17 protein-coding genes and 1 tRNA gene are annotated in these 23,367 nt (G+C 31.1%); 12 read left to right on the forward strand and 6 right to left on the reverse strand.

Translation table 11 applies throughout. The features are described from left to right. The first annotated feature begins 60 nt into the window (after nt 1–60). Both ACNG5D_RS11980 and ACNG5D_RS11985 read left to right on the forward strand, forming a co-directional pair. Entirely contained in the window at nt 61–4,824 is a 4,764-nt protein-coding gene (locus ACNG5D_RS11980) for a glycosyl hydrolase (RefSeq protein ID WP_418183758.1), read from the forward strand. Nucleotides 4,825–4,962: 138 nt separating this feature from the next. After that, nucleotides 4,963–5,658: a LysE family translocator gene (locus ACNG5D_RS11985; protein WP_418183759.1), complete on the forward strand. Its 696-nt coding sequence runs from the start codon at nt 4,963–4,965 to the stop codon at nt 5,656–5,658. A 61-nt stretch (nt 5,659–5,719) separates the two neighbouring features. Here ACNG5D_RS11985 and ACNG5D_RS11990 read toward each other — a convergent pair. Further along, a tRNA-Cys gene (locus tag ACNG5D_RS11990) sits at nt 5,720–5,790 on the reverse strand. Between the two features lie 114 nt (nt 5,791–5,904). After that, nucleotides 5,905–6,267, reverse strand: coding sequence for a dihydroneopterin aldolase (gene folB, locus ACNG5D_RS11995; protein WP_418183760.1), 363 nt, complete (start codon nt 6,265–6,267; stop codon nt 5,905–5,907). An 88-nt stretch (nt 6,268–6,355) separates the two neighbouring features. Here folB and ACNG5D_RS12000 point away from each other — a divergent pair, with 88 nt between their 5' ends. The 3 genes from ACNG5D_RS12000 to ACNG5D_RS12010 all read left to right on the forward strand — a co-directional run bounded on the left by ACNG5D_RS12000 (nt 6,356) and on the right by ACNG5D_RS12010 (nt 10,156). Continuing rightward, a complete protein-coding gene (locus ACNG5D_RS12000; protein ID WP_418183761.1) occupies nt 6,356–8,353 on the forward strand; it encodes a glutamine--tRNA ligase/YqeY domain fusion protein in 1,998 nt (665 codons plus the stop codon). A 91-nt stretch (nt 8,354–8,444) separates the two neighbouring features. Next, nucleotides 8,445–8,933, forward strand: coding sequence for a DUF1761 domain-containing protein (locus ACNG5D_RS12005; protein WP_418183762.1), 489 nt, complete (start codon nt 8,445–8,447; stop codon nt 8,931–8,933). Nucleotides 8,934–8,998: 65 nt separating this feature from the next. After that, nucleotides 8,999–10,156 (forward strand): GNAT family N-acetyltransferase, encoded by a 1,158-nt coding sequence (locus tag ACNG5D_RS12010; RefSeq protein ID WP_418183763.1) that lies wholly within the window; start codon nt 8,999–9,001, stop codon nt 10,154–10,156. A 4-nt stretch (nt 10,157–10,160) separates the two neighbouring features. Here ACNG5D_RS12010 and ACNG5D_RS12015 read toward each other — a convergent pair whose 3' ends face one another. Both ACNG5D_RS12015 and ACNG5D_RS12020 read right to left on the reverse strand, forming a co-directional pair. Next, a complete protein-coding gene (locus ACNG5D_RS12015; RefSeq protein WP_418183764.1) occupies nt 10,161–10,652 on the reverse strand; it encodes a YdcF family protein in 492 nt (163 codons plus the stop codon). Between the two features lie 59 nt (nt 10,653–10,711). Next, a complete protein-coding gene (locus ACNG5D_RS12020) occupies nt 10,712–11,635 on the reverse strand; it encodes an SPFH domain-containing protein (RefSeq protein ID WP_418183765.1) in 924 nt (307 codons plus the stop codon). A gap of 78 nt (nt 11,636–11,713) precedes the next feature. Between ACNG5D_RS12020 and ACNG5D_RS12025 the strand changes: the two genes are divergently transcribed. Beyond that, the gene (locus ACNG5D_RS12025; protein ID WP_418183766.1) at nt 11,714–12,397 is read left to right on the forward strand and encodes a hypothetical protein; all 684 of its coding nucleotides are present in this window, start codon (nt 11,714–11,716) and stop codon (nt 12,395–12,397) included. A gap of 7 nt (nt 12,398–12,404) precedes the next feature. Here the strand turns inward: ACNG5D_RS12025 and ACNG5D_RS12030 are convergent, their stop codons facing one another. Beyond that, nucleotides 12,405–12,914 carry a DUF3124 domain-containing protein gene (locus ACNG5D_RS12030; RefSeq protein WP_418183767.1) on the reverse strand — a complete coding sequence of 170 codons (510 nt, stop codon included), beginning with the start codon at nt 12,912–12,914 and terminating at the stop codon, nt 12,405–12,407. A 171-nt stretch (nt 12,915–13,085) separates the two neighbouring features. Beyond that, entirely contained in the window at nt 13,086–14,597 is a 1,512-nt protein-coding gene (gltX, locus tag ACNG5D_RS12035) for a glutamate--tRNA ligase (RefSeq protein WP_418183768.1), read from the reverse strand. 188 nt (nt 14,598–14,785) lie between these two features. On the opposite strand from gltX, the gene ACNG5D_RS12040 reads away from it, so the two are divergent. The 6 genes from ACNG5D_RS12040 (at nt 14,786) to ACNG5D_RS12065 (ending at nt 23,300) form a co-directional block, all read left to right on the forward strand. Beyond that, nucleotides 14,786–18,229: a DUF4175 family protein gene (locus ACNG5D_RS12040; RefSeq protein ID WP_418183769.1), complete on the forward strand. Its 3,444-nt coding sequence runs from the start codon at nt 14,786–14,788 to the stop codon at nt 18,227–18,229. Beyond that, on the forward strand, nt 18,222–18,632 hold the full coding sequence (ybeY, locus tag ACNG5D_RS12045; protein WP_418183770.1) for an rRNA maturation RNase YbeY: 411 nt from the start codon (nt 18,222–18,224) through the stop codon (nt 18,630–18,632). The genes ACNG5D_RS12040 and ybeY overlap by 8 nt, the downstream gene beginning before the upstream one ends. 89 nt (nt 18,633–18,721) lie before the next feature. Then, nucleotides 18,722–20,593, forward strand: a complete 1,872-nt coding sequence (gene mnmG / locus ACNG5D_RS12050; protein WP_418183771.1) for a tRNA uridine-5-carboxymethylaminomethyl(34) synthesis enzyme MnmG — start codon at nt 18,722–18,724, stop codon at nt 20,591–20,593. Between the two features lie 105 nt (nt 20,594–20,698). After that, a complete protein-coding gene (locus ACNG5D_RS12055) occupies nt 20,699–21,559 on the forward strand; it encodes a class I SAM-dependent methyltransferase (RefSeq protein ID WP_418183772.1) in 861 nt (286 codons plus the stop codon). Between the two features lie 239 nt (nt 21,560–21,798). Further along, complete coding sequence (locus tag ACNG5D_RS12060; RefSeq protein ID WP_418183773.1) at nt 21,799–22,326, forward strand: OmpH/Skp family outer membrane protein; 528 nt, start codon at nt 21,799–21,801, stop codon at nt 22,324–22,326. A gap of 83 nt (nt 22,327–22,409) precedes the next feature. Continuing rightward, entirely contained in the window at nt 22,410–23,300 is an 891-nt protein-coding gene (locus ACNG5D_RS12065; RefSeq protein WP_418183774.1) for a LytTR family DNA-binding domain-containing protein, read from the forward strand. Nucleotides 23,301–23,367 lie beyond the last annotated feature (67 nt).

Genomic DNA, 23,367 nt, shown 5'->3' on the forward strand with positions numbered 1-23,367 from the left:
AATAAAAAGGGTGTTTTTAGTTTTTTAAAAGCACCCTTTTTCATATCAAAATTATCGAGTATGAAACTAAAGTATAATGTATTTAAATTCTTTTTTTCTATTGTATTAGGGTTTACAATAGTGGCTGCAAATGCCCAAACAACAAATATAGGTAGCGGAAGTTATACCAACTCATTTCCCGGAACAGATGCCGCTGGCAGAAATGGTTTTCCTTCGGGTACACCTCAAATAAGCGGTAATGCAACAGGAAAACCTGTACCAACCAACGATTGGTGGTCCAAGTTAATTAAAGAGAATCATGCCGATAATCTTTTTAATTACCCAATGACTATGAAAACCACAAATACTGGTTTAATAGTAACTTATATTCCTTTTGGTGTTATAGGAGATTCTGCTCCTATTCAAATTGGTCTTTCAGGATTAAATTCGTCTCAAGCAACGGTTTCAGATTATTCAGACTGGACGGTTACCATGAACTGGAATGATGGCTCTCATGAACTTAAAGCAACTTCAGGTATAGGAATGCCTTTTCTTTATTTTGAAAAGGAAAGTGACGATGTTTTAGAAATTAAAATTAATAACGGAATGGTAACTGTTTCTTCCGAAATGTTAATTATAGAAAACGCAAGTAGTGGTGCAGATTTTGTAATCTATGCGCCTGTGGGTAGTGTTTGGACAAATACAGGTAGCACTTATACTTCAACATTAAACGGAAATAATTATTGGTCTATGGCTATGTTGCCACAAGATGCTACAAACACAAATACAGTAGCCAATCAATACAAAAAGTATGCTTATGTATTTCCTACCAATACCACAACAAATTGGTCTTACAATTCAAATAATGGTGTTGTGCAAACTAATTTTGTAGTAACTACAGAAACTAAAGAAGGCTCTGAAACAAATATTTTACAAGGTTTATTACCACATCAATGGGATAATTTAGCTGCTGGTTCAGCAACACCTAACGGATATAGCTATAATGGCATTCGAGGTGAAATAAAAACGCTAGATGGCAATACTTTTACGGTTGAAAATATTTATAAAGGAATTCTTCCTACTATGCCATATTTAGCAAATTATAGTGATGGATTTAATCCGTCAGATTTAGATACAAAAATTGCTCAGATAGAAAATGATGGTTTAGCAATTTGGACAGATTCTTATAATGAAGGTCAGGTAATGAATCGTTTAATCCAAACGGCAAGAATTGCAGACCAAATTGGTAATGTTTTGGCACGAGATAAAATGATAGCAACTATAAAAGAACGTTTAGAAAATTGGCTAACTTACCAAACAAGCGAGGTAGCTTTTTTATTTTATTATAATAGTAATTGGTCTACTATGTTAGGTTACCCAGCTGGCCATGGACAAGATACCAATATAAACGACCACCATTTTCATTGGGGTTATTTTATACATGCAGCAGCATTTATGGAACAGTTTGAACCAGGTTGGGCAGATAATTGGGGTGCCATGATTAACTTATTAATACGTGATGCAGCTTCTTTTGATAGAAATGATACACAGTTTCCTTTTTTAAGAAATTTTAGTCCTTATGCTGGGCATTGTTGGGCTAACGGAACCGCATCTTTTCCTCAAGGAAACGATCAAGAATCTACTTCAGAGAGTATGCAATTCAATTCATCATTAATTCATTGGGGCACCATTACAGAAAACGATGCTATTAGAGATTTAGGGGTTTACCTGTATACTACAGAACAAACAGCTATTGAAGAGTATTGGTTTGATATGAGCGAACGTAATTTTCAAACATCGCAACAATACAGTTTGGTATCTAGAGTTTGGGGAAATTCTTATGATAATGGTACATTTTGGACATCAGATATTACAGCATCCTATGGTATAGAATTATACCCTATGCATGGCGGATCGTTATATCTGGGACAAAATTTAAATTATGTTCAAAAAATATGGGATGAATTAAAAGCCTATACAGGTATTTTAAGTGATAGTGATACTAACCCAAATTTATGGCACGATACAATATGGAAATATTTATCTTTTTTAGACCCTGATAAAGCTATTGAGTTATATAATGCCTACCCAGATCGTAATTTAAAGTTTGGGGTATCAGATGCACAAACCTATCATTGGATTCATGCCATGAATGCACTAGGAAATTTAAATGCTACTATAACTTCAGATTACCCAATATCAGCAGTTTTTAATAACGGAGGGGATTTTACCTATGTGGCGCATAATTATTCAGATTCTCCAATAACAGTAACTTTTTCAGACGGTTATACGTTAGATGTGCCAGCAAATCAAATGGCAACAAGTAAAGATATTAATGTATCTGCAACATTAACTTCAAATTTTAATCAAGCCTATCCAGGCGGAAGTGTTAATTTAACAGCTAACACAATAGGTAGTGGTGTTACTAAAGTAGAGTTTTATAACGGAACAACGTTGTTAGGAGAAACTACAACGACTCCATATATTTTTAAAGCAAGTAATTTGTCTTTAGGTATTCATGGTATGTACGCTAAAGTATATGTGGGCTCTAATTTTAATGTTACTAATATTGTATCTGTTCAAGTAGGCGAACAAGTGCCTTATTCAGGCACACCAATAAGTATACCTGGAACTATTGAGGCTGGTAAGTATGATGTTTTTGAAGGTGGTATAGGACAAAATATTGCTTATGTAGATGTATCGGTTAATAATGAAGGCGATTTTAGAACAAATGAATATGTAGATGCCTCAACAAACACAACCGAAGGTGCCATAGTAGGATATATTGCTCCTGGCGAATGGATGGAATACTCTATAGATGTACAAACAGCAGGAAATTACGATTTAAGTTTTAGATATACCTCTGGAAACACAAGTGGTGGTGGTCCTTTTTATTTCGAGATTGATGGCGTTAAAATAAGTACAGATATTACGGTAACCGATTCTGGAGATTGGGATACATGGGTAAATAAAACAGTAAGTAATATCGAGTTAAATGAAGGCAAACATACATTAAGGTTGGTCGTTACTAATGGCGAATTTAATTTAGGAAAAATGATATTTAGCTATAATAGCCCACTTTCATACACACCGCCAGTAGCACATGCAGGCGATAATGTTTCGGTTGTTTTACCCAATACAACAGCAGTATTAGATGGATCGTTAAGCACAGATTTAGACACAGCTAATTTAAATTATAATTGGGAACAAATTTATGGACCATCTATAATTTCATTTTCTGATAATACAGCCCAATTACCAAATATTTCAAATTTAGAAGAAGGGGTTTATAAGGTAAAGTTAACGGTTAATGATGGTACATACTCATCAACCGATTATGTGTTGGTTATTGTTTCGGCAACAGGAAATACCAACCCAACTATATCTATAACAGCACCAACAAACAATACGACGTTTAAAGAAGGCGAAGAGATAATTATTACAGCTACAGCTTCAGATCTAGATGGTACAATTAGCATGGTAGAGTTTTATAACGGAACTACCAAATTAGGTGAAGATGCTACAGAACCCTATAGCTATACATGGAATAATGCCAATATAGGAACCCATCAAATTTCAGCTAAAGCTATAGATAATGCCAATGGAGAAACCATATCGCAAGCTATTAATGTAAATGTAGATGAAGTTAAAAAGTGTACAAAAACTGGAATTACAGCAATTCAAGGAACGTTTTCAATAGGCTATAAAAGTACTTTCGAAACAATTGGAACTAATGTAGTTATTACCTTTGAGTTGTTGGATACCGATAAATCATCTGGTAATGCTTACTTATGGCAAGAAACCCCGTTTACAGAATCTCAAATGGACTTTGTGTCTACTAATAAATTTACCAAAACTCTTAGTGGTTTAGCAAATGGAACAACTCTTAGCTATGCTTGTAAGTTTGAGTTTTCAGGTGGTTTGGCTGTTACAGAATATATAAGCTATGTTGTTGGGTCGGATTGTAGTGGAGAAACAGATAACGAACCTCCTACAAGCTTTACAGCTACTTTAGGCGCCGTAACATCAACATCTGTAGAGTTATTGTTAAACGGAACAGATAATTCGGGGACAGTAGTCTATAATGTTTCTTACGATGCAGGAACAAAAAATACAACAGGAAATTCTGGTGTTGAAGAGTCCATGACAATTTCGGCTTTAAGTCCAAATACCATGTATACGTTTAGTGTAACAGCAACTGATTTGGCAGGTAATAACGCTACTAATAACCCTATAATTATTCAGGCCACAACTCTAGAAAGTTCTAATAATGAATGCGGGGGAGTAGCCTCTGATGCACAACAAGGCACTTTCGATATTGGCTATAATTATAGCTTTACAACCTTAGGGACAGATGTTACTTTAACTTTCGAATTATTGGATGATAAAGATGGGGTAGTTGCTTATTTATGGAAACAAACTCCGTTTAGCGAGACTCCAATGGCGCATGTATCTGGAAATATTTTTACTCATACAATTACTGGGCAAACTCTAGGAACAACTATTAGTTATGCATGTAAGTTTGCATTTGCAGGTGGTTTAGCGGTAACAAAATATTTTTCGTATACCGTGGGTGAATCTTGCTCGTTAAGTGTTAATGATTCAGGTTTGAAAAACTATATTCAGGTATTTCCTAATCCAACTCTAAGTAATTGGGTAATTAAAACAAACGCAATAAACATAAACTATATACAATTATTTAATGTTTTAGGAAAGAGAGTATTACTTATAAAACCAAGCACAAGAGAAACCATTATTGATGCTTCTGGTTTACAATCTGGCTTATATTTTGCTCAAATAAAAACTGAAGCAGGAATTAATAACATAAAACTCATTAAAAAATAGTTTATTTTTTTAGTATGTTTAAAAAGAGCGGTGTTATTTAACACCGCTCTTTTTCCTTTAAATATTATAAATAGGCTTATTAAGCAAACCAATAGTTTTAAAATATTTCTTTACTTTGTATTAAAGCTTCACATTTTTATGTTTGACGATATTTTAACCGCTATTCCCTTCGGGATTATACTTGCTTTTACTATAGGGCCAGTATTTTTTGTACTATTAGAAACTAGTGCTACAAAAGGGTTTAGAAGTGCTTTAATATTCGATTTAGGTGTTATTTTTGCCGATATTATTTTTATTGTTATTGCTTTTTACAGTACTAATAATTTAAGAGGCAAAATAGGTAACGACCCAAATTTTTTAATATTTGGTGGTGTTTTATTAATGGTTTATGGCGTTATATCGTTTGTAAAAACATCAAAATCATTTCGAGCCATTGTAAAAGAGTATCATAAGGTTGAAATTCAAAAAGACTACGGAAAACTTTTTGTAAAAGGATTTTTACTAAATTTTATAAACATTGGTGTTTTACTAGGTTGGCTAGGTTTTATTGTTTTGGGCGACTCTTTAACCACTTCGCAACATGGAGATATTGTATTTATAGTATCTATGTTGGTTGCGTATTTTGTATCAGACTTAGTAAAAATAGTAATAGCAAAAAGATTAAAGGCTAAATTAACACCACGACTTATTTTTAAAACCAAAAAGGTAATTGCTATAGTAATACTAGGTTTTGGTATATTATTATTTTTTCAAGGACTATTTCCAGAGGCTTACGAAAAAAATAAAGAAAAGTTAGAAAACATAAATCCTATAAAAGATAAGCTTTTAGAGTGAAAGCACGACATTTATATTTTTATAAAAAAAGAGATACTTAAAAAGTATCTCTTTTTTTTTGAGGCGTCGAGCGGATTCGAACCGCTGTACAAGGTTTTGCAGACCTCTGCCTAGCCACTCGGCCACGACGCCATTATTTTATATTTTAGATTGTTTTTAAATTTAATCTAAAATTAGCATTACCAACATAGTTATTGATAATATGCTGCAAATGTAAAAAAAAATGTGATGTTGCAATAGATAAAATTACTTTTTACGCTTATCAGTCATTTTTATTGTAACTTTTTCTACATCTCCTCCAATGGGCGGGTTTAATTTACTAACCCAAACAGTTGCTTTTTTTACAAGCTTATCCTCATTAAATATTCTATTTAATATGCGCTTAGCTACGGTTTCAAGTAAATGAGATGCAATACCCATTTCTTCCTTAATAACTCTATTTAAAAATACATAATCTACAGTATCATTAAGCTTATCTGTAATAGCCGATGTTTGTAAATCTGCTTTAACCTCTAAATCTACTCGGTAATCGCTTCCAATTTTTGTTTCTTCTTTTAAGCAACCATGATATGCAAATACCCTAATATTTTCAACTTTTATAATTCCCATTGTAAGACAATTTAAGTCGTCAAAATTACCTAATTTTACCCAATAATTTTTTTAATAGTATCTGTTTCTACTAAAGAGTATAAAGTTTATGTCTGAAGAAAGAAAATCACTCAATTTTATCGAGCAAATTATAGAAGAAGATTTAGCAAACGGAATGCCTAAAAGCAGCCTTCGTTTTCGTTTTCCTCCAGAACCAAATGGCTATTTACATATTGGGCACACAAAAGCCATTGGAATTAGTTTTGGCTTAGGCGAATATTATAATGCCCCAGTTAACCTTCGTTTTGATGATACTAATCCAGCTAAAGAAGAACAGGAGTATGTTGATGCTATTAAGGAAGATGTTGCTTGGTTAGGTTATACTTGGGATAAGGAATTGTTTTCTTCTGATTATTTTCAACAATTATACGATTGGGCTGTATATTTAATTAAAGAAGGTAAAGCGTATGTCGATTCGCAATCTAGCGAAGCCATGGCCGAACAAAAAGGCACACCAACACAACCTGGTGTTGATGGTCCATATAGAAATAGAAGCGTTGAAGAAAATCTTGATTTGTTCGAGCGTATGAAAGCTGGCGAGTTTGCAGAAGGCGAACATATTTTACGTGCAAAAATAAATATGCAACATACAAATATGTTAATGCGCGATCCAATTATGTATCGTATACTAAAAAAGCACCATCACAGAACAGCAAATCAATGGTGTATTTACCCAATGTACGATTGGACGCATGGCGAGAGTGATTATATAGAACAAGTATCGCACTCTTTATGCTCGCTTGAATTTAAGCCACACAGAGAGCTTTACGATTGGTTTTTAGACCAAGTAGCCAATACTAATAAATTAAGACCAAAACAACGCGAATTTGCACGTTTAAACTTAAGCTATACTATAATGAGTAAGCGTAAGTTGTTAAAATTGGTTGAAGATGGTGTTGTAAATGGTTGGGACGACCCAAGAATGCCAACAATTTCTGGCTTACGACGTAGAGGATATACACCAAATGCCATTAGAAAATTTGTAGAAACCGTTGGTGTTGCTAAGCGCGAAAATATTATTGATGTATCGCTTTTAGAGTTTTGTATTCGAGAAGATTTAAACAAAACAGCACCTCGTGTTATGGCGGTTTTAAACCCTGTTAAATTAGTAATAACTAATTACCCAGAAGACAAAGAAGAGTGGTTTAATGCCGAAAATAATCCTGAAGATGATAGTGCTGGTTTTAGAAAGGTACCATTTTCTAGAGAGCTGTATATTGAAAAAGAAGATTTTAAAGAAGAAGCTGGCAGTAAGTATTTTAGATTAAAACTAGGAGGCGAAGTAAGGCTTAAAAACGCTTATATTATTAAGGCAGAAAATGTTGTTAAAAATAATAGTGGCGAGATTATAGAAATACAATGTACATATTCTGAAGATACTTCAAGAAGAGTAAAAGGAACTTTACATTGGGTATCCATTAAGCATGCAGTTAAGGCCGAGGTTAGAGAATATGATAGGTTGTTTAATAACGAAGCACCAGATAGTCATCCAGAAAAAGATTTTATGGATTTTATAAACCCAAATTCTTTAAAAATTATCGAAGCTTTTGTCGAACCGAGCTTAACAAACGCTAAAATAGGAGATAGGTTTCAATTTCAACGTTTAGGCTATTTTAATGTTGATAACGATTCAACATCAAATAATATAGTATTTAATAAAACAGTTGGTTTACGAGATACTTGGGCAAAAGTAAAACCCCAACAAAATGCTAGTAACAATAAACCAAAACAGCCTCAACAAAATAATAAGCCCGCAATAGAACAAATAAAATCGTATGGTAAAAAATACGATAGAATGCCAGAAGATAAACAGGCTAAAGCTAAATTAGAAATACAAGAATTAGCAAAAAATGTGAGTTATAGCGATTTAGAACCTCTGTTTAATACTTCGGTTAAAAAATCTGGAACTCGAATAATTACCATGATTTCTTTAGGTGTTTTATTAGAAAATGGTTTAGAAAAAAATGAAGCTATACAGGCTTTTGTAGACAAAGCATTAAACGATAAAAACACTTTGTTAGTAGAAGAAGCTAAAGCCTTAAAATAGATTTTAAATATTTATAAATATAAAAACCCGAAGTATATCTTCGGGTTTTTTTGTACTTTTAAAGTATACTAACTAATTAATATTTAATATTATGGAACAATTACCAATTAACCCAATAGCCATTCCAATTGCTGCAGTTGCTGCCTTGTTTATGGGCTTTGTATGGTATCATCCAAAAGTTTTTGGGAACTCTTGGATGAAAGCATCTGGAATGACCGAAGAAAAAATAAAAGGCGGAAACATGGCTGTTATTTTCGGGCTTGCATTACTTTTTGCCGTACTATTAGCAACCTTATTAATGCAATTTACAAACCACCAATGGGGCGCATTAGGTATGGTAGGAGGAGACCCTACATTAGCTAAAGAATCGTTTAACGTATTTATGGGCGATTACGAAACCGCTTTTAGAACTTTTAAACACGGTGCCCTTCATGGTATGATATTTGGCCTTTTTGGAGCCTTGCCAATTATAGGAACTATTGGATTATTTGAACGTAAAAGTTGGAAATATATACTTATAAATTCTGGATATTGGATTGTTACACTTATTTTAATGGGCGCCATTCTTTGTGGTATGTAAAAAAATTTAAAGATTTAGTATATTAAAGGCTGGAAATTGTAGTTTTCAGCCTTTTTATTTTCATATTGATACATTATAAAATATATAAAAATACAAGTGAGCTTCCAGCCGATTGGGATACACTTAATACACAGGATGTTTTTTTAAAATCTAATTTTTTAAAAGGGCTTGAAAGCGCTTTACCTTTAAATATTACTGGATATTATGTTGGTGTTTTTAAAAATAAAACCTTAGTTGGTATTGCCATTATCCAGCGGGTTGAAATGTATGCAAACGACATTTTTAGAAAAAATAGTGATAACTCCATTAAACAGTTTGCAAAACAACTTATTTCTAAAATTATAAAAGGAAATGCTTTGGTTGTTGGAAACTTAATGCATACAGGGCAGCATGGCATATATTTTAATGAAAAGGAAATTTCTCAAGCCAATTATCTAACCCAAATAGAAAAGGCTTTAAATGAGCTAACCACATATATTAAAGTAAAATTTAATAAAAAAGTACGTATTGTTGTATTTAAAGATTATTTTGAGCAGGATTCCATTCATGAAAGTACAGCATTTTTTAAGCAAAATAACCTCTATAAAATACAAGTACAGCCTAATATGATTTTTAGCATAGCTGATGCTTGGAAAACAACAAATGATTACATATTGTCATTTAATAAAAAGTATAAAAGGCGTTATAAAACAGCAAGAAAAAAATCGGCAGCTTTGCATTATCAAGAGTTAGATGCACATTTTTTAAACACCTATTCTAATACTATTTTTAAATTATATGAAACAGTTTCTGATAATGCACGTGTTAATTCTTTTAAGCTTAAACCAGACCATTTTTATCAATTAAAAATTCATTTAAAAGATAAGTTTAAAGTATTTGGTGTTTTTTTAGAAAATGAATTAGTAGGGTTTTATACATTAATTTTAAATAACTCAATATTAGAAACATATTTTTTAGGTTATAATAAAAAGTTACAGCACCAACACCAAATGTATTTAAATATGCTTTTTAATATGGCTTTTTTTGGTATTGAGAACGGTTATAAAACTATTGTGTATGCTAGAACAGCTATGGAAATTAAAAGCTCAATAGGGGCAAAGCCTCATACGATGCATATTTACTTAAATCATACCAATAATTTTATTGCTAATACGGTATTAAAATGCATTGTTATGTATATGAATCCTATTCAAAAATGGGAAGAAAGGCATCCGTTTAGTTAATAAATTAGTAATATAACCCGTTTTTTAAAATAGATTGTATTGCTTTTTTTTCATGTTTTACTAAAGCATTATAAGTTTCTTTATCTAAAGAAGATTTAACGCCTATAAATTTTAATTTAAAGGATTTTAGTATGTCATTAAAAATTAATTTAACTCTATCTAAATGATAATCGGAAGTAATAATTGTTAAATAGTTAATGTTTAATTTTTCTATTATAGGTTTTATTTTTACGGCATCATCAACCGTATTCGATGATAAAGCATCATCTAAAAAATAATGTTTTGAAACCCCATGCTTTATTAAATAAGTTTTAGCATAATAGACGTGGGGTTTATTTGTGGTATTAAAATGTTTTCCCCATCCACCTGTACAAATAATTTTGTTATTGTTAGAATAGTGTTTTAAACAAAAATTTAGCCTGCTTTTTGAAATATCGCTTAAAACACCTGTAGAAGAATTTGGCGAACCCAAAACAATTAAAACATTATGTTTCATGTATTGCTAAAATAAAAAACCTCTATAAGTACAATAGAGGTTTTTTGTAGAATTAAGTTTTAATTTTCTTCTTTCTTTTTAGCAGCTTTCATAGCTTCTCCAATTTGATTACTTGCGGTAAAACTAGCCACCATATCGTTTAACATATTGCTTCCAGCTTGTGGTGCATTTGGTAATAAAATTAAGTTACTATTGGTTTCTTCTCCTAAAGATTGTAGCGTATCGTAATGTTGGGTTACAACTATTAAAGCAGAAGCTTCTTGACTGTTTATGCCAACACGGTTTAAAACCTCTACAGACTCCTCTAAACCACGTGCAATTTCACGACGTTGGTCTGCAATACCTTGCCCTTGTAAACGTTTACTTTCTGCTTCGGCTTTTGCTTTTTCAACAATTAAAATACGAGCTGCATCACCTTCAAACTGTGCAGCAATTTTTTCGCGCTCAGAAGCATTAATTCTATTCATAGCTTCTTTTACTTGGGCGTCTGGGTCTATATCTGTTACTAATGTTTTTATAATATCAAAACCATAATCAAGCATTGCATCGTTTAATTCAGCTTTTACTGCTAAGGCTATATCATCTTTTTTTACAAAAACATCGTCTAATTTCATTTTTGGTACTTCGGCACGAACCACATCAAACACATAACTTGTAATTTGATCGTGCGGATAATCTAGTTTATAAAAGGCATCGTAAACTTTTTGGCTTAATACACGATATTGTACAGATACTTTAAGCCTTACAAATACATCGTCTAAAGTTTTTGTTTCTATAATAACATCTAATTGCTGAATTTTTAAACTTAAACGACCAGCTATTTTATCGACTAACGGGATTTTAATTTGTAAACCCGATTGGCGTATACTTTGAAACTTACCAAAACGTTCTATAATGGCAGCAGATTGCTGTTTAACAACAAAAAAGGACGAGATTAAAATAAATAATCCAATAACAATAAAAGGAATAAATGCAAAGTTCATAATGAATTTATTAAAATGGTTAAAAAAATATGAATTACTAAATTAAGTTATATTTGAGCATTATAACCCTAAAAAGGCATGAAAAAAATACAACTTTACTTATTAGTAGCATTAACTTTATGTTTTGTTACAAAAAGTTTTTCGCAAAAAGGTAATTATCCAATTACTAATGGTTTTGGAATTACGGGTGGTATAACGCAGTTTGATATTGTTACAGATAATTTTAATACCAAATCTTCTGCAGGGTTTATTGGTGGTGTTAATGCTGTGGTTGATATTCCTGTGCGTTGGTATAATATTAGTTTTGGTATGCAACTCTCTGAAAGTAACGTTGAGGTTTCTGGTCGCCCCAGTATAGTAAGTACTGAGGAAACGTTTATAGAATACAAAATGTTTGCTGCGCAAGTAGCCATGTTAATGCATTTAAAAGTTATTCCTAATTATTTTACAATTGATATTGGCCCTATGTTACAATACAATAGTAAATTAGAGCTTAAAGACGAAAACCAAGAAGGTTATTTTATAAATAATTATACCAATTTAACGGCTTTAAATATTACCGATATATCTCAATTTAATTTTAATGGCGCTGTGGGCGCTTCTGTTGGAGTTAAAAACTTTAAGCTTAAAGCGCAATATATTTATGGTTTTACTAATATTTTAAAAAATCTTGAAGGTCAAGATTTAAATACTATTGGAGGTAATTCGCGCTTTAAAGGAAACCAAACAATGTTGGTTTTGGGTGCTTCAATTTTGTTTTAAAAAAGTTTTATTTAATGCGTTTGGCATGTGTTGTAAACGATAAGCCTTGTTGCCCCATTGTAGAGCTCATTACACCTTCAAAAAGTGGTTCGGGGGTGTTTTTTGGTTTTTTCCAATCAAATATAAAGTTTGCTCCTGTGCCACCAGTAATATCAATCTCATCAATAATAATTTCTGTGGTTTCCATTGGTGCTAAATAAATAGGGTAATCAAAATACTTTCTAATAGATTTTCCGTGTGTATCGTAATATTCGGCTTTTAAAATATAAACAGAATCTGTTTCGCTTGTATTTCTTAAACTTACCATGGCCGTTAGGTTGTGGGTTCTGTGTTGCGATAAGCTATAAATTTGAGAATATATTGAAAGGTACGATTTACCAAATTCTAGTGAATCTTTCTGGTTTATATTTGCTTTTCGTTTAGACCAGTTTTCTGGATTTACAGAGCTTATTTCTTTTTTTTCTTCACAATTAAAAAGTTGAAAAATCAATAGTATTAATATTAAAATCCTTTTCATTTTTGCGAATTGTTTTTAGTTTAAATTAAATATAAAACTCTGTTTAATGGCTGTTTAAGCTTTTAAAACGAATGTATTGTTTTTTTCTTATAAAGCCAACTTGCTTTGCATAAAAAAAGCCTCTTCATTGGTTATGAGAGGCTCTTGCTTTATAAAATAAAAAAAAGAATATTATAATGTTTTTATTACAGTTTCAATACGTTTAATCGATTCGTTTTTTCCTATCATATACATAATATCAAAAACATCAGGGCCTTGTAAAGCACCAACTAGAGTTAAGCGTAAAGGCATCATAACTTTACCAAAACCAATATTGTTGTTTGTTATCCAGCTTTTAATTTCTGTTTGTAAGTTTTCTACGCTAAAATCTTCAATGGTATTTATTATAGAAATAACTTCTGTTAGTATGTCTTTTGTGCCGTCTTTAAATGCTTTTTTTGATGCTTTTTCATCATACGATACGGGTGCGTTAAAGAAGTAGTGGGTTAAATCCCAAAAATCTGATACAAATGTAGCGCGTTCTTTTACTAGATTAATAACCATAGCGATGTAATTAATATCGATTTCGGCCAATGCTTCATGTTGGTTTTTAAAAGCTACAGCTAAATCATCATTAAATTGTTCTTGCATATAATGGTGGTTAAACCATTTGGTTTTATCTGGATCGAAGCGTGCACCAGATTTGTTTACTTTTTTTAAATCGAAAGCTTCAATAAGCTGATTAAGGGTAAAAATTTCTTGTTCTGTACCTGGGTTCCACCCTAAAAAGGCTAAGAAGTTAACCATGGCTTCGGGAAAATAACCATCTTCTTTATAACCACGAGAAATGTCGTTTGTTTTTGGGTCTGTCCATTGTAAAGGAAATACTGGAAAGCCTAATTTATCGCCATCGCGTTTACTTAATTTACCTTTTCCTGTTGGTTTTAAAATAAGTGGCAAATGTGCAAATTCTGGAGCATCCCAACCAAAGGCTTGGTATAGTTGATAGTGTAATGCTAAAGATGGCAACCACTCTTCGCCACGTATTACGTGTGTTATTTGCATTAAGTGGTCATCAACTATATTGGCTAAATGGTATGTTGGCATGCCATCGCTTTTAAATAGTACTTTATCGTCTAAAATATTGGTGTCTATTTTAATGTCGCCACGAATAATATCGGTTAAATGTAAGGTTTCGTCTTGAGGGCTTTTAAAACGAATTACATAATCAATTCCTGCTTCTAATTTGGCTTTAACCTCTTCTGTACTAAGCGATAAAGAGTTGTTTAATTTTAGTCTGTTATGCCAATTGTAAATAAAGGTTTTGCCTTTAGATTCATGATCTTTTCTGTGGTTATCCAACTCTTCAGCAGTATCAAAAGCATAATATGCATTGCCCGATGCAATTAAGTTATCGGCATATTGTTTGTATAATGGTTTACGTTCGCTTTGTCGGTAAGGGCCAAATTTTTCATTTTTACCAGGACCTTCATCAAAGGGCATTCCACACCAGTTTAATGCATTAATAATGTATTGTTCTGCGCCTTCTACATAACGGTTTTGGTCAGTATCTTCAATTCTTAAAACAAAAGTTCCGCCATGTTTTTTAGCAAATAAATAGTTAAACAATGCAGTACGAACACCACCTATGTGTAATGGTCCTGTTGGGCTAGGTGCAAAACGCACACGAACATTTTTGGTCATCTTTTATAATTACAGTTTATGTGTTTTCCATTTAAATATTAACCTTTGTAAACACTTTTAGTGTAACAAATAGCTTGTTTCTGGAATTTGTTGCAAAGATACAATTAACAGATAATTATAAACACCGTAAAAAATAAAATTGTAGTTTAGTAAGTTAATTACTGGTTGCCACGTACTTTATGCAAATCATGAATAATTTTAAAGACATACAAAACAAATTAGAAGCTTTTATTAAACGTTATTATACTAACGAGTTGCTTAAAGGAACTATTTTGTTTTTTGCTATTGGTTTGCTTTATTTTTTGTTTACACTTTTTATAGAGCACATTTTATGGTTAAATACAACATTTAGAACAATTTTGTTCTGGCTGTTTATTGGTGTAGAAATAGGGTTGCTTATTAAGTTTATTTTTATTCCTTTAGCCAAATTATTTAAGTTTAAAAAAGGAATAGATTACGAAAAGGCATCAAAAATTATAGGTATACATTTTCCAGAAGTAAATGATAAATTACTAAATGTATTGCAGCTTAATGATAGCAACTCTAAATCTGAGTTATTGCTAGCAAGTATTAACCAAAAATCTTCAGAGTTAAAACCTATACCGTTTAAATTAGCTATTAATTTTAGTAATAATTTAAGGTATTTAAAATATGCTGCTATACCTATTGTTATTTTACTTTTAATTTTTATATCTGGAAATTTTAATTGGTTTAGCGATAGTTATACACGCGTTGTGCATTATAAAACAGCTTATGAGCCACCAGCACCATTTCAGTTTTTTGTTGTTAATGAAAATTTAAATGCTATTGAAAACTCTAATTATAAATTACTAGTAAAAACAGTAGGAGAGGTTATTCCAGAAAATGTTCAAATAACTTATAATAACGAAACCTATTATTTGCAACAAAAGGGGTTGGGCGAGTTCGAGTATGTATTTGTGCAACCAAAATTGTCTATCACGTTTCAATTAACAGCCAATAACGTGGTTTCTAAACCTTATACTGTTAAGGTAACAGAAACGCCTTCGTTATTAAGTTTCGATATGATTTTAGATTTCCCTAAGTATACCAATAAAACCAATAAAACGTTAAACAGTACAGGTAACGCTACAGTTCCAGAGGGTACTATAATTAAATGGCAATTACATACTAAAGCTACAGATAGTGTTCATTTTTATGCTCAAGATACATTAGCGTTTTCTAAACATAATAATGGCTTTTTTAAAGTATCTAAGCGTGTTTTTAAAAATTTAGATTACACATTAAGCACAAGTAATAAAAGTTTAAAAAACTACGAAAATTTAGCTTTTAGTATTAATGTGGTTAAAGACAAATTTCCTGCCATTAATTTAAAAGTTAAAACCGATAGTTTAGATTTGCAAACACTATATTTTTACGGCCAAGTTAGTGACGATTATGGTTTGTCTAAACTACAACTTGTGTATTATCCTGTTGGTCAAGAAAAGGATAAAAAAATTGAGCTAATACCTATTTCTAAATCTAATATAGCAGATTTTATTAGCGCATTCCCTAATAATTTAGATGTTTCAACTGGCGTTCCTTACGAATTATATTTTCAAGTATTTGATAATGACGTTGTTAACAAATTTAAAAGCTCAAAAAGCAATGTGTTTACTTATAGAAAACGCACCGAACAAGAAGAAAGCCAGAAGCGTTTAGAAGAACAAAGTAAAACCATTAAAGATTTAAATAAATCGTTAGAACGGTTTGAGCAACAAGACAAAAATTTACAAGAATTAACAAAAACGCAAAAGGAAAAAAGCAATCTAAACTTTAATGATAAGAAAAAGTTAGAATCATTTTTTAAACGTCAAAAACAGCAAGACGAAATGATGAAAAACTTCAACAAAAAATTAAAAGATAATTTAGAAGAATTTCAAAAAGAAAACCCTAAAACAGATAATTATAAGGAAGAGTTAAAGAAGCGTTTAAAGGATAATGAAGATAAACTTAAAAAAGACGAAAAGCTTTTAAAAGACATAGAGAAACTTCAGGAAAAAATTAAGAACGAAAGTTTAATTCAAAAATTAGACGAATTAGCTAAACAAAATAAAAATAAGAAACGTAGTTTACAACAATTGTTAGAACTTACAAAGCGTTTTTATGTCGAGAAGAAGTTAGAGCGATTGCAAGACGACTTGCTAAAACTTGCCGAACAGCAAGAGCAATTATCTAACAAGCCAGATAAAGAAAACACTACAGACAAGCAAGATACGTTAAACAAAAACTTTGCTAATTATAAAAAAGAACTAGAAGACTTAGAAAAAGAAAGTAAGCAACTTAAAAAACCAATTGAAATTCCTCGAGATAAGTTAGATGAGCAAGAAGTTGATAAAGAGCAACAAAATGCATTTAATGAGTTAAAAAAGAATGAGCTATCTGGTAATGAAGAAGAGCAGAAAAACACTAAAAATGATAAGCTTAGTAATGCTAAAAAAAGCCAAAAAAAGGCGGCAAAAAAAATGAAACAAATGAGTGCTAGTATGAAAAGCGCCATGCAATCTGCTGGAGGAGACCAAATGCAAGAAGACTCTGAAACGCTTAGGCAAATATTAGACAACCTTGTATTGTTTTCATTCGATCAAGAATTTTTAATGAATCAATTTAATGGTATACAAGCAGATCATAATAAGTATGCAACATATTTAAAAAAGCAACACAACTTACGTGAGCATTTCGAGCATATAGACGATAGCTTATTTGCACTTTCATTACGTCAGCCAAAATTGTCTGAACAAGTTAATAACGAAATTACAGAAGTATATTATAATATCGATAAAGCTCTAAGCTTACTAGCCGAAAATCAAGTTTATCAAGGCGTTTCTAATCAACAATTTGCAGTAACTGCCGCCAATAATTTAGCAGATTTTTTAAGTGATGTTTTAGATAATATGCAAGAAAGCATGAGCATGTCTGCTGGAAAAGGTGGGCAAGGCGATATGCAACTACCAGATATTATTATGAGTCAAGAAGAGCTTAATAAAATGATGCAAGAGGGATTAAAAAAGGGAGATAGTGGCAAGCCTAATAAAGGTACTAAAAGTAACAAGCAAGGAGAAGGTAAAGAAGATATTAAGGCAGGAGAGAAGCCTAAAGAGGGTGAGCATGGTGGTAATGGAAATGAAGGCAGTAAAAAAGACAATAAACACGGAAAAGATGGAGAAACACCAAATGAAGATGCCGATGGTTTAAATGATTATAAAGATGCTTTATTGTTTAAAATTTACCAAGAGCAACAAAAGCTACGACAAGCGTTACAGGATAAAATAGCTAAAGAAGGACATTCAGGAAAAGCTGATGCTTTGGTAAGGCATATGGAGGATGTTGAATTAGATCTACTTAATAAAGGCTTTACGCAACAAACATTAGCTAAAATGATGGAGTTAAAACACCAATTATTAAAATTAGAAAACGCCACCTTTCAGCAAGGAGAAGATAACAAACGTGAATCTTCAACAAATAATAATAATTTTAATAATAATTCTAATAATCAAATTCCAACAGCCAAACAATATTTTCAAACTACAGAAATATTAAACAGACAAGCTTTACCTTTGCATCAAGTTTATAAAATAAAAGTTCAAGAATATTTTAAGCAGGAAAATGATTAATTTTAACTACGAAACAGAGTTTCATTTATCAGATGAACAACTTATTTCATCATGGATTATAAGCGCTATAAATTCTGAAAAGCATCAACTAGAAGAAATTAATTATGTGTTTTGTGATGATGATTATTTGCACAAGCTCAACGTAGAATTTCTTAATCATGACACATTAACCGATATTATAAGTTTCGATTATTCAATAGGAAAAATTATACAAGGTGATATTTTTATTTCTATTGAACGTGTTAAAGATAATGCCAAAGATTTTAATGTTGTATTTAATGAAGAGCTTAATCGTGTCATTATACATGGTGTTTTGCATTACTGTGGTTATAAAGACAAAACCGAAACGGATGCTAAATTAATGCGAGAAAAAGAAGATTACTACTTAAGTCAATTACAATAAGATTAAAGTATTCAACGTATATTTGCAAACTTAAATTTTTTAAGTGTTCCACGTGGAACGTTTTATTTATGAATAGAAAATAACTAATTATGTTTAATGAAGTTTACGATGTTATAGTTGTAGGTGCAGGACATGCAGGAAGTGAAGCTGCAGCGGCTGCTGCCAATATGGGGAGTAAAACATTACTAGTTACCATGAACCTGCAAAACATTGCTCAAATGTCTTGTAATCCAGCTATGGGAGGTATAGCCAAAGGGCAAATTGTGCGCGAAATTGATGCGTTAGGTGGTTATAGTGGTATTGTTTCAGATACTTCGGCTATTCAGTTTAAAATGCTTAATAAATCTAAAGGACCAGCTATGTGGAGTCCTCGTGTGCAAAGCGATCGAATGCGTTTTGCAGAAGATTGGAGAATGTTGCTTGAAGGTACGCCTAATCTTGATTTTTATCAAGAGATGGTTTCTGGTTTGTTAGTTAAAAATCATAAAGTTGTTGGTGTTAAAACATCTTTAGGAATTGAGATAAAAGCTAAATCAGTTGTCTTAACCAACGGTACTTTTTTAAATGGATTAATCCATATAGGTGATAAAAATTTTGGAGGCGGAAGGGCAGGAGAAAAAGCAGCTACAGGTATAACAGAACAACTTGTAGATTTAGGTTTTAATTCTGGTAGAATGAAAACAGGAACACCGCCAAGAGTAGACGGTAGATCTTTGGATTATTCAAAAATGACAGAACAACCAGGCGATTCTAATCCAGAAAAATTCTCTTATTTAGATGTTACAAAGCCACTAGAAAAACAGCGGTCTTGTTATATGACTTATACAAGTAGTTTGGTTCATGACTTGCTAAGAGAAGGGTTTGATAGGTCGCCTATGTTTAACGGCAGAATAAAAAGTTTAGGACCTAGATATTGTCCTTCAATAGAAGATAAAATTAATCGTTTTGCAGATAAGGATAAACATCAATTGTTTATTGAACCAGAAGGCTGGAATACATGCGAAGTTTATGTTAATGGTTTTTCTACATCCTTGCCAGAAGATGTGCAATTTAAGGCCTTACGTTCTGTAGTTGGTTTTGAAAATGTGAAGTTTTTCAGGCCAGGTTATGCTATAGAATATGATTATTTTCCGCCAACTCAATTAAAGCACACTTTAGAAACTAAGCTTGTAGATGGTTTGTACTTTGCAGGTCAAATTAACGGAACAACGGGTTATGAAGAAGCGGCTTCTCAAGGTTTAATGGCTGGAATAAATGCCAGTTTAAAAGTTCAAGAAAAGGAACCTTTTACCTTAAAAAGAGATGAGGCTTATATTGGTGTTTTAATAGACGATTTAATTACAAAAGGCACAGAAGAGCCATATAGAATGTTTACATCTAGAGCAGAATATAGAACGTTGTTGCGACAAGATAATGCAGATTTACGATTAACACCTAAAGGTCATCAGCTTGGTTTGGCTTCGGAAAAACGCTTAAATCGAATGGAGCAAAAACATGAGTCGGCTTCAAAATTTGTTTCCTTTTTTGAAAACCAAAGTGTAAAACCAGAAGAGATAAACCCAATTTTAGAATGTAAAAATTCATCGCCAGTTAAGCAATCAGGAAAGCTTTTTAAGGTTTTTGCTAGACCAAATATTGACATGGAAGATATTAGAAAAGTTAATAGTGTCGAGGCGTATATTAAAGATAATAATTTAGATAGAGAAATTATAGAGCAAGCAGAAATTCAAGTTAAATATGCCGGTTATATTGCTAAAGAGAAAAACAATGCAGATAAACTTTCTAGGCTAGAGTATGTAAAAATTCCACCTAATTTTGATTACTCTCAAATTAAATCTATGAGTTTTGAAGCGCGTGAAAAGTTAAAAAATATACAACCAACAACCGTGTCTCAGGCATCACGAATTAGTGGTGTTTCGCCAAACGATATTTCTGTTTTGTTAGTTTATATGGGTCGATAATTTAATAGTTTTTTACAACGTTCCACGTGGAACGTTTTTTTAATCATCTTTTTTTGTCTATACAACCTTTTCGGTTAATTTAATTTATTGTTAGTTTTAGTGCCTGTGCAAAATAAAAATCATATATATTTAAAAGTAAAAGATTATTCTGTTTCTGGAGAAGATTTTAATTTAATTCTTAATTCAGATTATGGGTTTTTACAAACTACGCCTCAACCTAGTTCTGATAAATTACCAGAATATTACAAAAGTGAAGATTATATATCGCATACAGATTCTAAAAGAAATTTATTCGAAAACATCTATCATTTAATTAGGGCTTTTTCTTTAAAGAAAAAATTGGGTTTAATAAATTCTTTTTCTTCAAATGAAAAGAAACTTTTAGATGTTGGATGTGGGACAGGCGATTTTTTACAAACCGCGTTAAAAAATAATTGGAACATTTCAGGAATAGAACCAAACCAAAAAGCAAGAGAAATTGCAAATTGCAAAACAAAAAATGCTGTTTTTAATACAAAACAATTATTAAGTTTTGAAGAAAATACTTTTAATGTAATAACACTTTGGCATGTTTTAGAACATTTACCAAACTTAGAGCAGCATATACAGGTTTTTAAAAAAATTTTAAAACCAAATGGCATATTAGTAATTGCAGTACCTAATTATAAAAGTTACGATGCTAAATATTACAAACATTTTTGGGCTGCTTTTGATGTGCCAAGACATCTTTGGCATTTTAATAAAGAGTCTATTTCTAATTTAGTTTCAAAACAATCTTTTAAAATAATAAAGATTAAACCTATGTGGTTCGATTCGTTTTATGTAAGTATGCTTTCAGAAAAATATAAGACTGGTAAAATGAATGCTGTTAAAGGTTTTTTTATTGGTTTAATTTCAAATTTTAAAGCATTACAATCAAAAGAGGCTTCTTCATTGATTTATGTGATTAAAAATTGTAAAAACTAATTTTTAAGTGCTTTAGTGTTTGTTTTATTGGCTAAACAAACAAACTTATTGTACTTTTTTTAAAGTGTCTTAAAACGCTTAATTTGACTTCTTTTTTAATAAAAAACTACTATTGCGTTTTTGTGATATTATAAATTTTATTTATAAGTTAAATTCAAACCAATTCCGCATCGGTATTTAACTTACTTTGTTATTTTTGTTCGGATTAAAAATTAAATCAACCAATAAAATAAAAACAGATGAAAAATATAATTTATGTAGTATTAGCAAGCATGATTTTTGCTTCATGTGAAAAACCTAATAAAATAGGTTTTATAGATAACGGAACTGTAATTAACGATTACCAAGAAAAAAAAGATGTAGAAGCTAAATTTCAAGTTAAAGAAGAAGCTTTTAGAAAACGAGCAGATAGTATTAGTCAAGCATTCCAGGCCGAAGCACAAAAAGGTCAAGCTGAAGCACAACGATTAGCTAGAAGCAATAGAAAAAAAGCCGAACAATTAATGACGGGTTTACAACAAAAGCAACAACAATTACAACAGCAAATGCAAATTGAACAACAACAATTAACTCAAGCATTTCAAACTGAAATAGACTCTGTAATTGGTAATGTAAAAGCCTTTGTTAAAGATTATGGTAAATCTAACGGGTATAATTTTATTCTTGGTACTAGTGATGCAGCTGCAACAGTTATGTATGGTACAGAGCAAAGCGATTTAACAAAAACCATTTTAGAGGCATTAAATGCTAAATATAAAAAGGAGTAATTTTAAAACTCTTACTATAAAACTTAAAACCTTGTTAATTAAATTTAGCAAGGTTTTATTTTTTTAATTTAGAAAGTAAATAGATGAACTTAAAAATATTTTTAGAGCAACCGTTTAATTATTTCGATACTCGAAAAAATAAATGGATTTATGTTTTAAGCGCTACCATTTTTGCATTGGTTTTTTTGGCATTATTTCAGCCTTATGGTTTATCTGAAGAGGTTGCAAGCCCTATAAATCCGTTAAAAAACATAGTGCTTTTTTTTGTATCTGTTGGATTAAATACATTTATAATACTTACGTTTTCGCAGTTTTTTGCCAGAAAATGGTTTGGTTTTAGTCAAGTTAATGTAAAAAAGTATATGTTTTGGTTTTTCTTAGAAGCGTTAGGATTAACCCTTTTAAGTTTTGCTTTTTCTTTTATTATTCCAGACTTAGGTAACGATTTTGAAAAGGAACTTAATTTAGGTTTTCAGATTAAAATATTTTTTAAAGTTATTATTGTTTTAGTGTTCCCTTTTATTGGAAGTATTATTTATGTTTTAATAAAAAGTTTAAATTTTGAAATAAACGAATTAGAAGATCAATTAAAGCAATTTAAAAGTAAGTTTAATCCTACTAAAAAAACTAAAATTCTTAAACTTAAAGATGAAAATAATAATATAGATTTTTCTCTAAGCTTAAATGACTTTTTGTATGCCGAATCAAGCAATCAATACATTTTGATTCACTATATAAAAGAAAATAAAATTAAAAAACACATTATAAGAAATAGAATGAAAAACTTTTTAAATCAAGTTGAAACCTTCCCTATACAACAATGTCACAGATCGTATGCTGTTAATTTACTTAACGTAAAGCATAAATCTAAAAAAGAAGGTAAATCTGTATTAGTTATGAGTTTTTCAGACCATATTATGGTGCCTATTTCAAAACCGTATTTAACTAAAATAACAGATGTATTTACAAATTGAGCTTAATTTCACTCCAAAAAAATTAATTCCGCTCCAAAGTCAATTATTTCAAAAGATTATTAATAAT

It is taken from the genome of Algibacter ulvanivorans, from assembly GCF_048381495.1.
In the GTDB taxonomy this organism is placed as follows: Bacteria; Bacteroidota; Bacteroidia; order Flavobacteriales; family Flavobacteriaceae; genus Algibacter_B; species Algibacter_B ulvanivorans.

Coding starts and splice junctions, on each gene's coding strand:
- ACNG5D_RS12025 (WP_418183766.1), top strand. CDS start 11,714: ATGAAAAAAATACAACTTTACTTATTAGTAGCATTAACTTTATGTTTT.
- ACNG5D_RS12040 (WP_418183769.1), top strand. CDS start 14,786: ATGAATAATTTTAAAGACATACAAAACAAATTAGAAGCTTTTATTAAA.
- mnmG (WP_418183771.1), top strand. CDS start 18,722: ATGTTTAATGAAGTTTACGATGTTATAGTTGTAGGTGCAGGACATGCA.
- ACNG5D_RS12005 (WP_418183762.1), top strand. CDS start 8,445: ATGGAACAATTACCAATTAACCCAATAGCCATTCCAATTGCTGCAGTT.
- ACNG5D_RS12060 (WP_418183773.1), top strand. CDS start 21,799: ATGAAAAATATAATTTATGTAGTATTAGCAAGCATGATTTTTGCTTCA.
- gltX (WP_418183768.1), bottom strand. CDS start 14,597: ATGACCAAAAATGTTCGTGTGCGTTTTGCACCTAGCCCAACAGGACCA.
- ACNG5D_RS12020 (WP_418183765.1), bottom strand. CDS start 11,635: ATGAACTTTGCATTTATTCCTTTTATTGTTATTGGATTATTTATTTTA.
- ACNG5D_RS12065 (WP_418183774.1), top strand. CDS start 22,410: ATGAACTTAAAAATATTTTTAGAGCAACCGTTTAATTATTTCGATACT.
- ACNG5D_RS11985 (WP_418183759.1), top strand. CDS start 4,963: ATGTTTGACGATATTTTAACCGCTATTCCCTTCGGGATTATACTTGCT.
- ACNG5D_RS12015 (WP_418183764.1), bottom strand. CDS start 10,652: ATGAAACATAATGTTTTAATTGTTTTGGGTTCGCCAAATTCTTCTACA.
- folB (WP_418183760.1), bottom strand. CDS start 6,267: ATGGGAATTATAAAAGTTGAAAATATTAGGGTATTTGCATATCATGGT.
- ACNG5D_RS12000 (WP_418183761.1), top strand. CDS start 6,356: ATGTCTGAAGAAAGAAAATCACTCAATTTTATCGAGCAAATTATAGAA.
- ACNG5D_RS11980 (WP_418183758.1), top strand. CDS start 61: ATGAAACTAAAGTATAATGTATTTAAATTCTTTTTTTCTATTGTATTA.
- ybeY (WP_418183770.1), top strand. CDS start 18,222: ATGATTAATTTTAACTACGAAACAGAGTTTCATTTATCAGATGAACAA.
- ACNG5D_RS12030 (WP_418183767.1), bottom strand. CDS start 12,914: ATGAAAAGGATTTTAATATTAATACTATTGATTTTTCAACTTTTTAAT.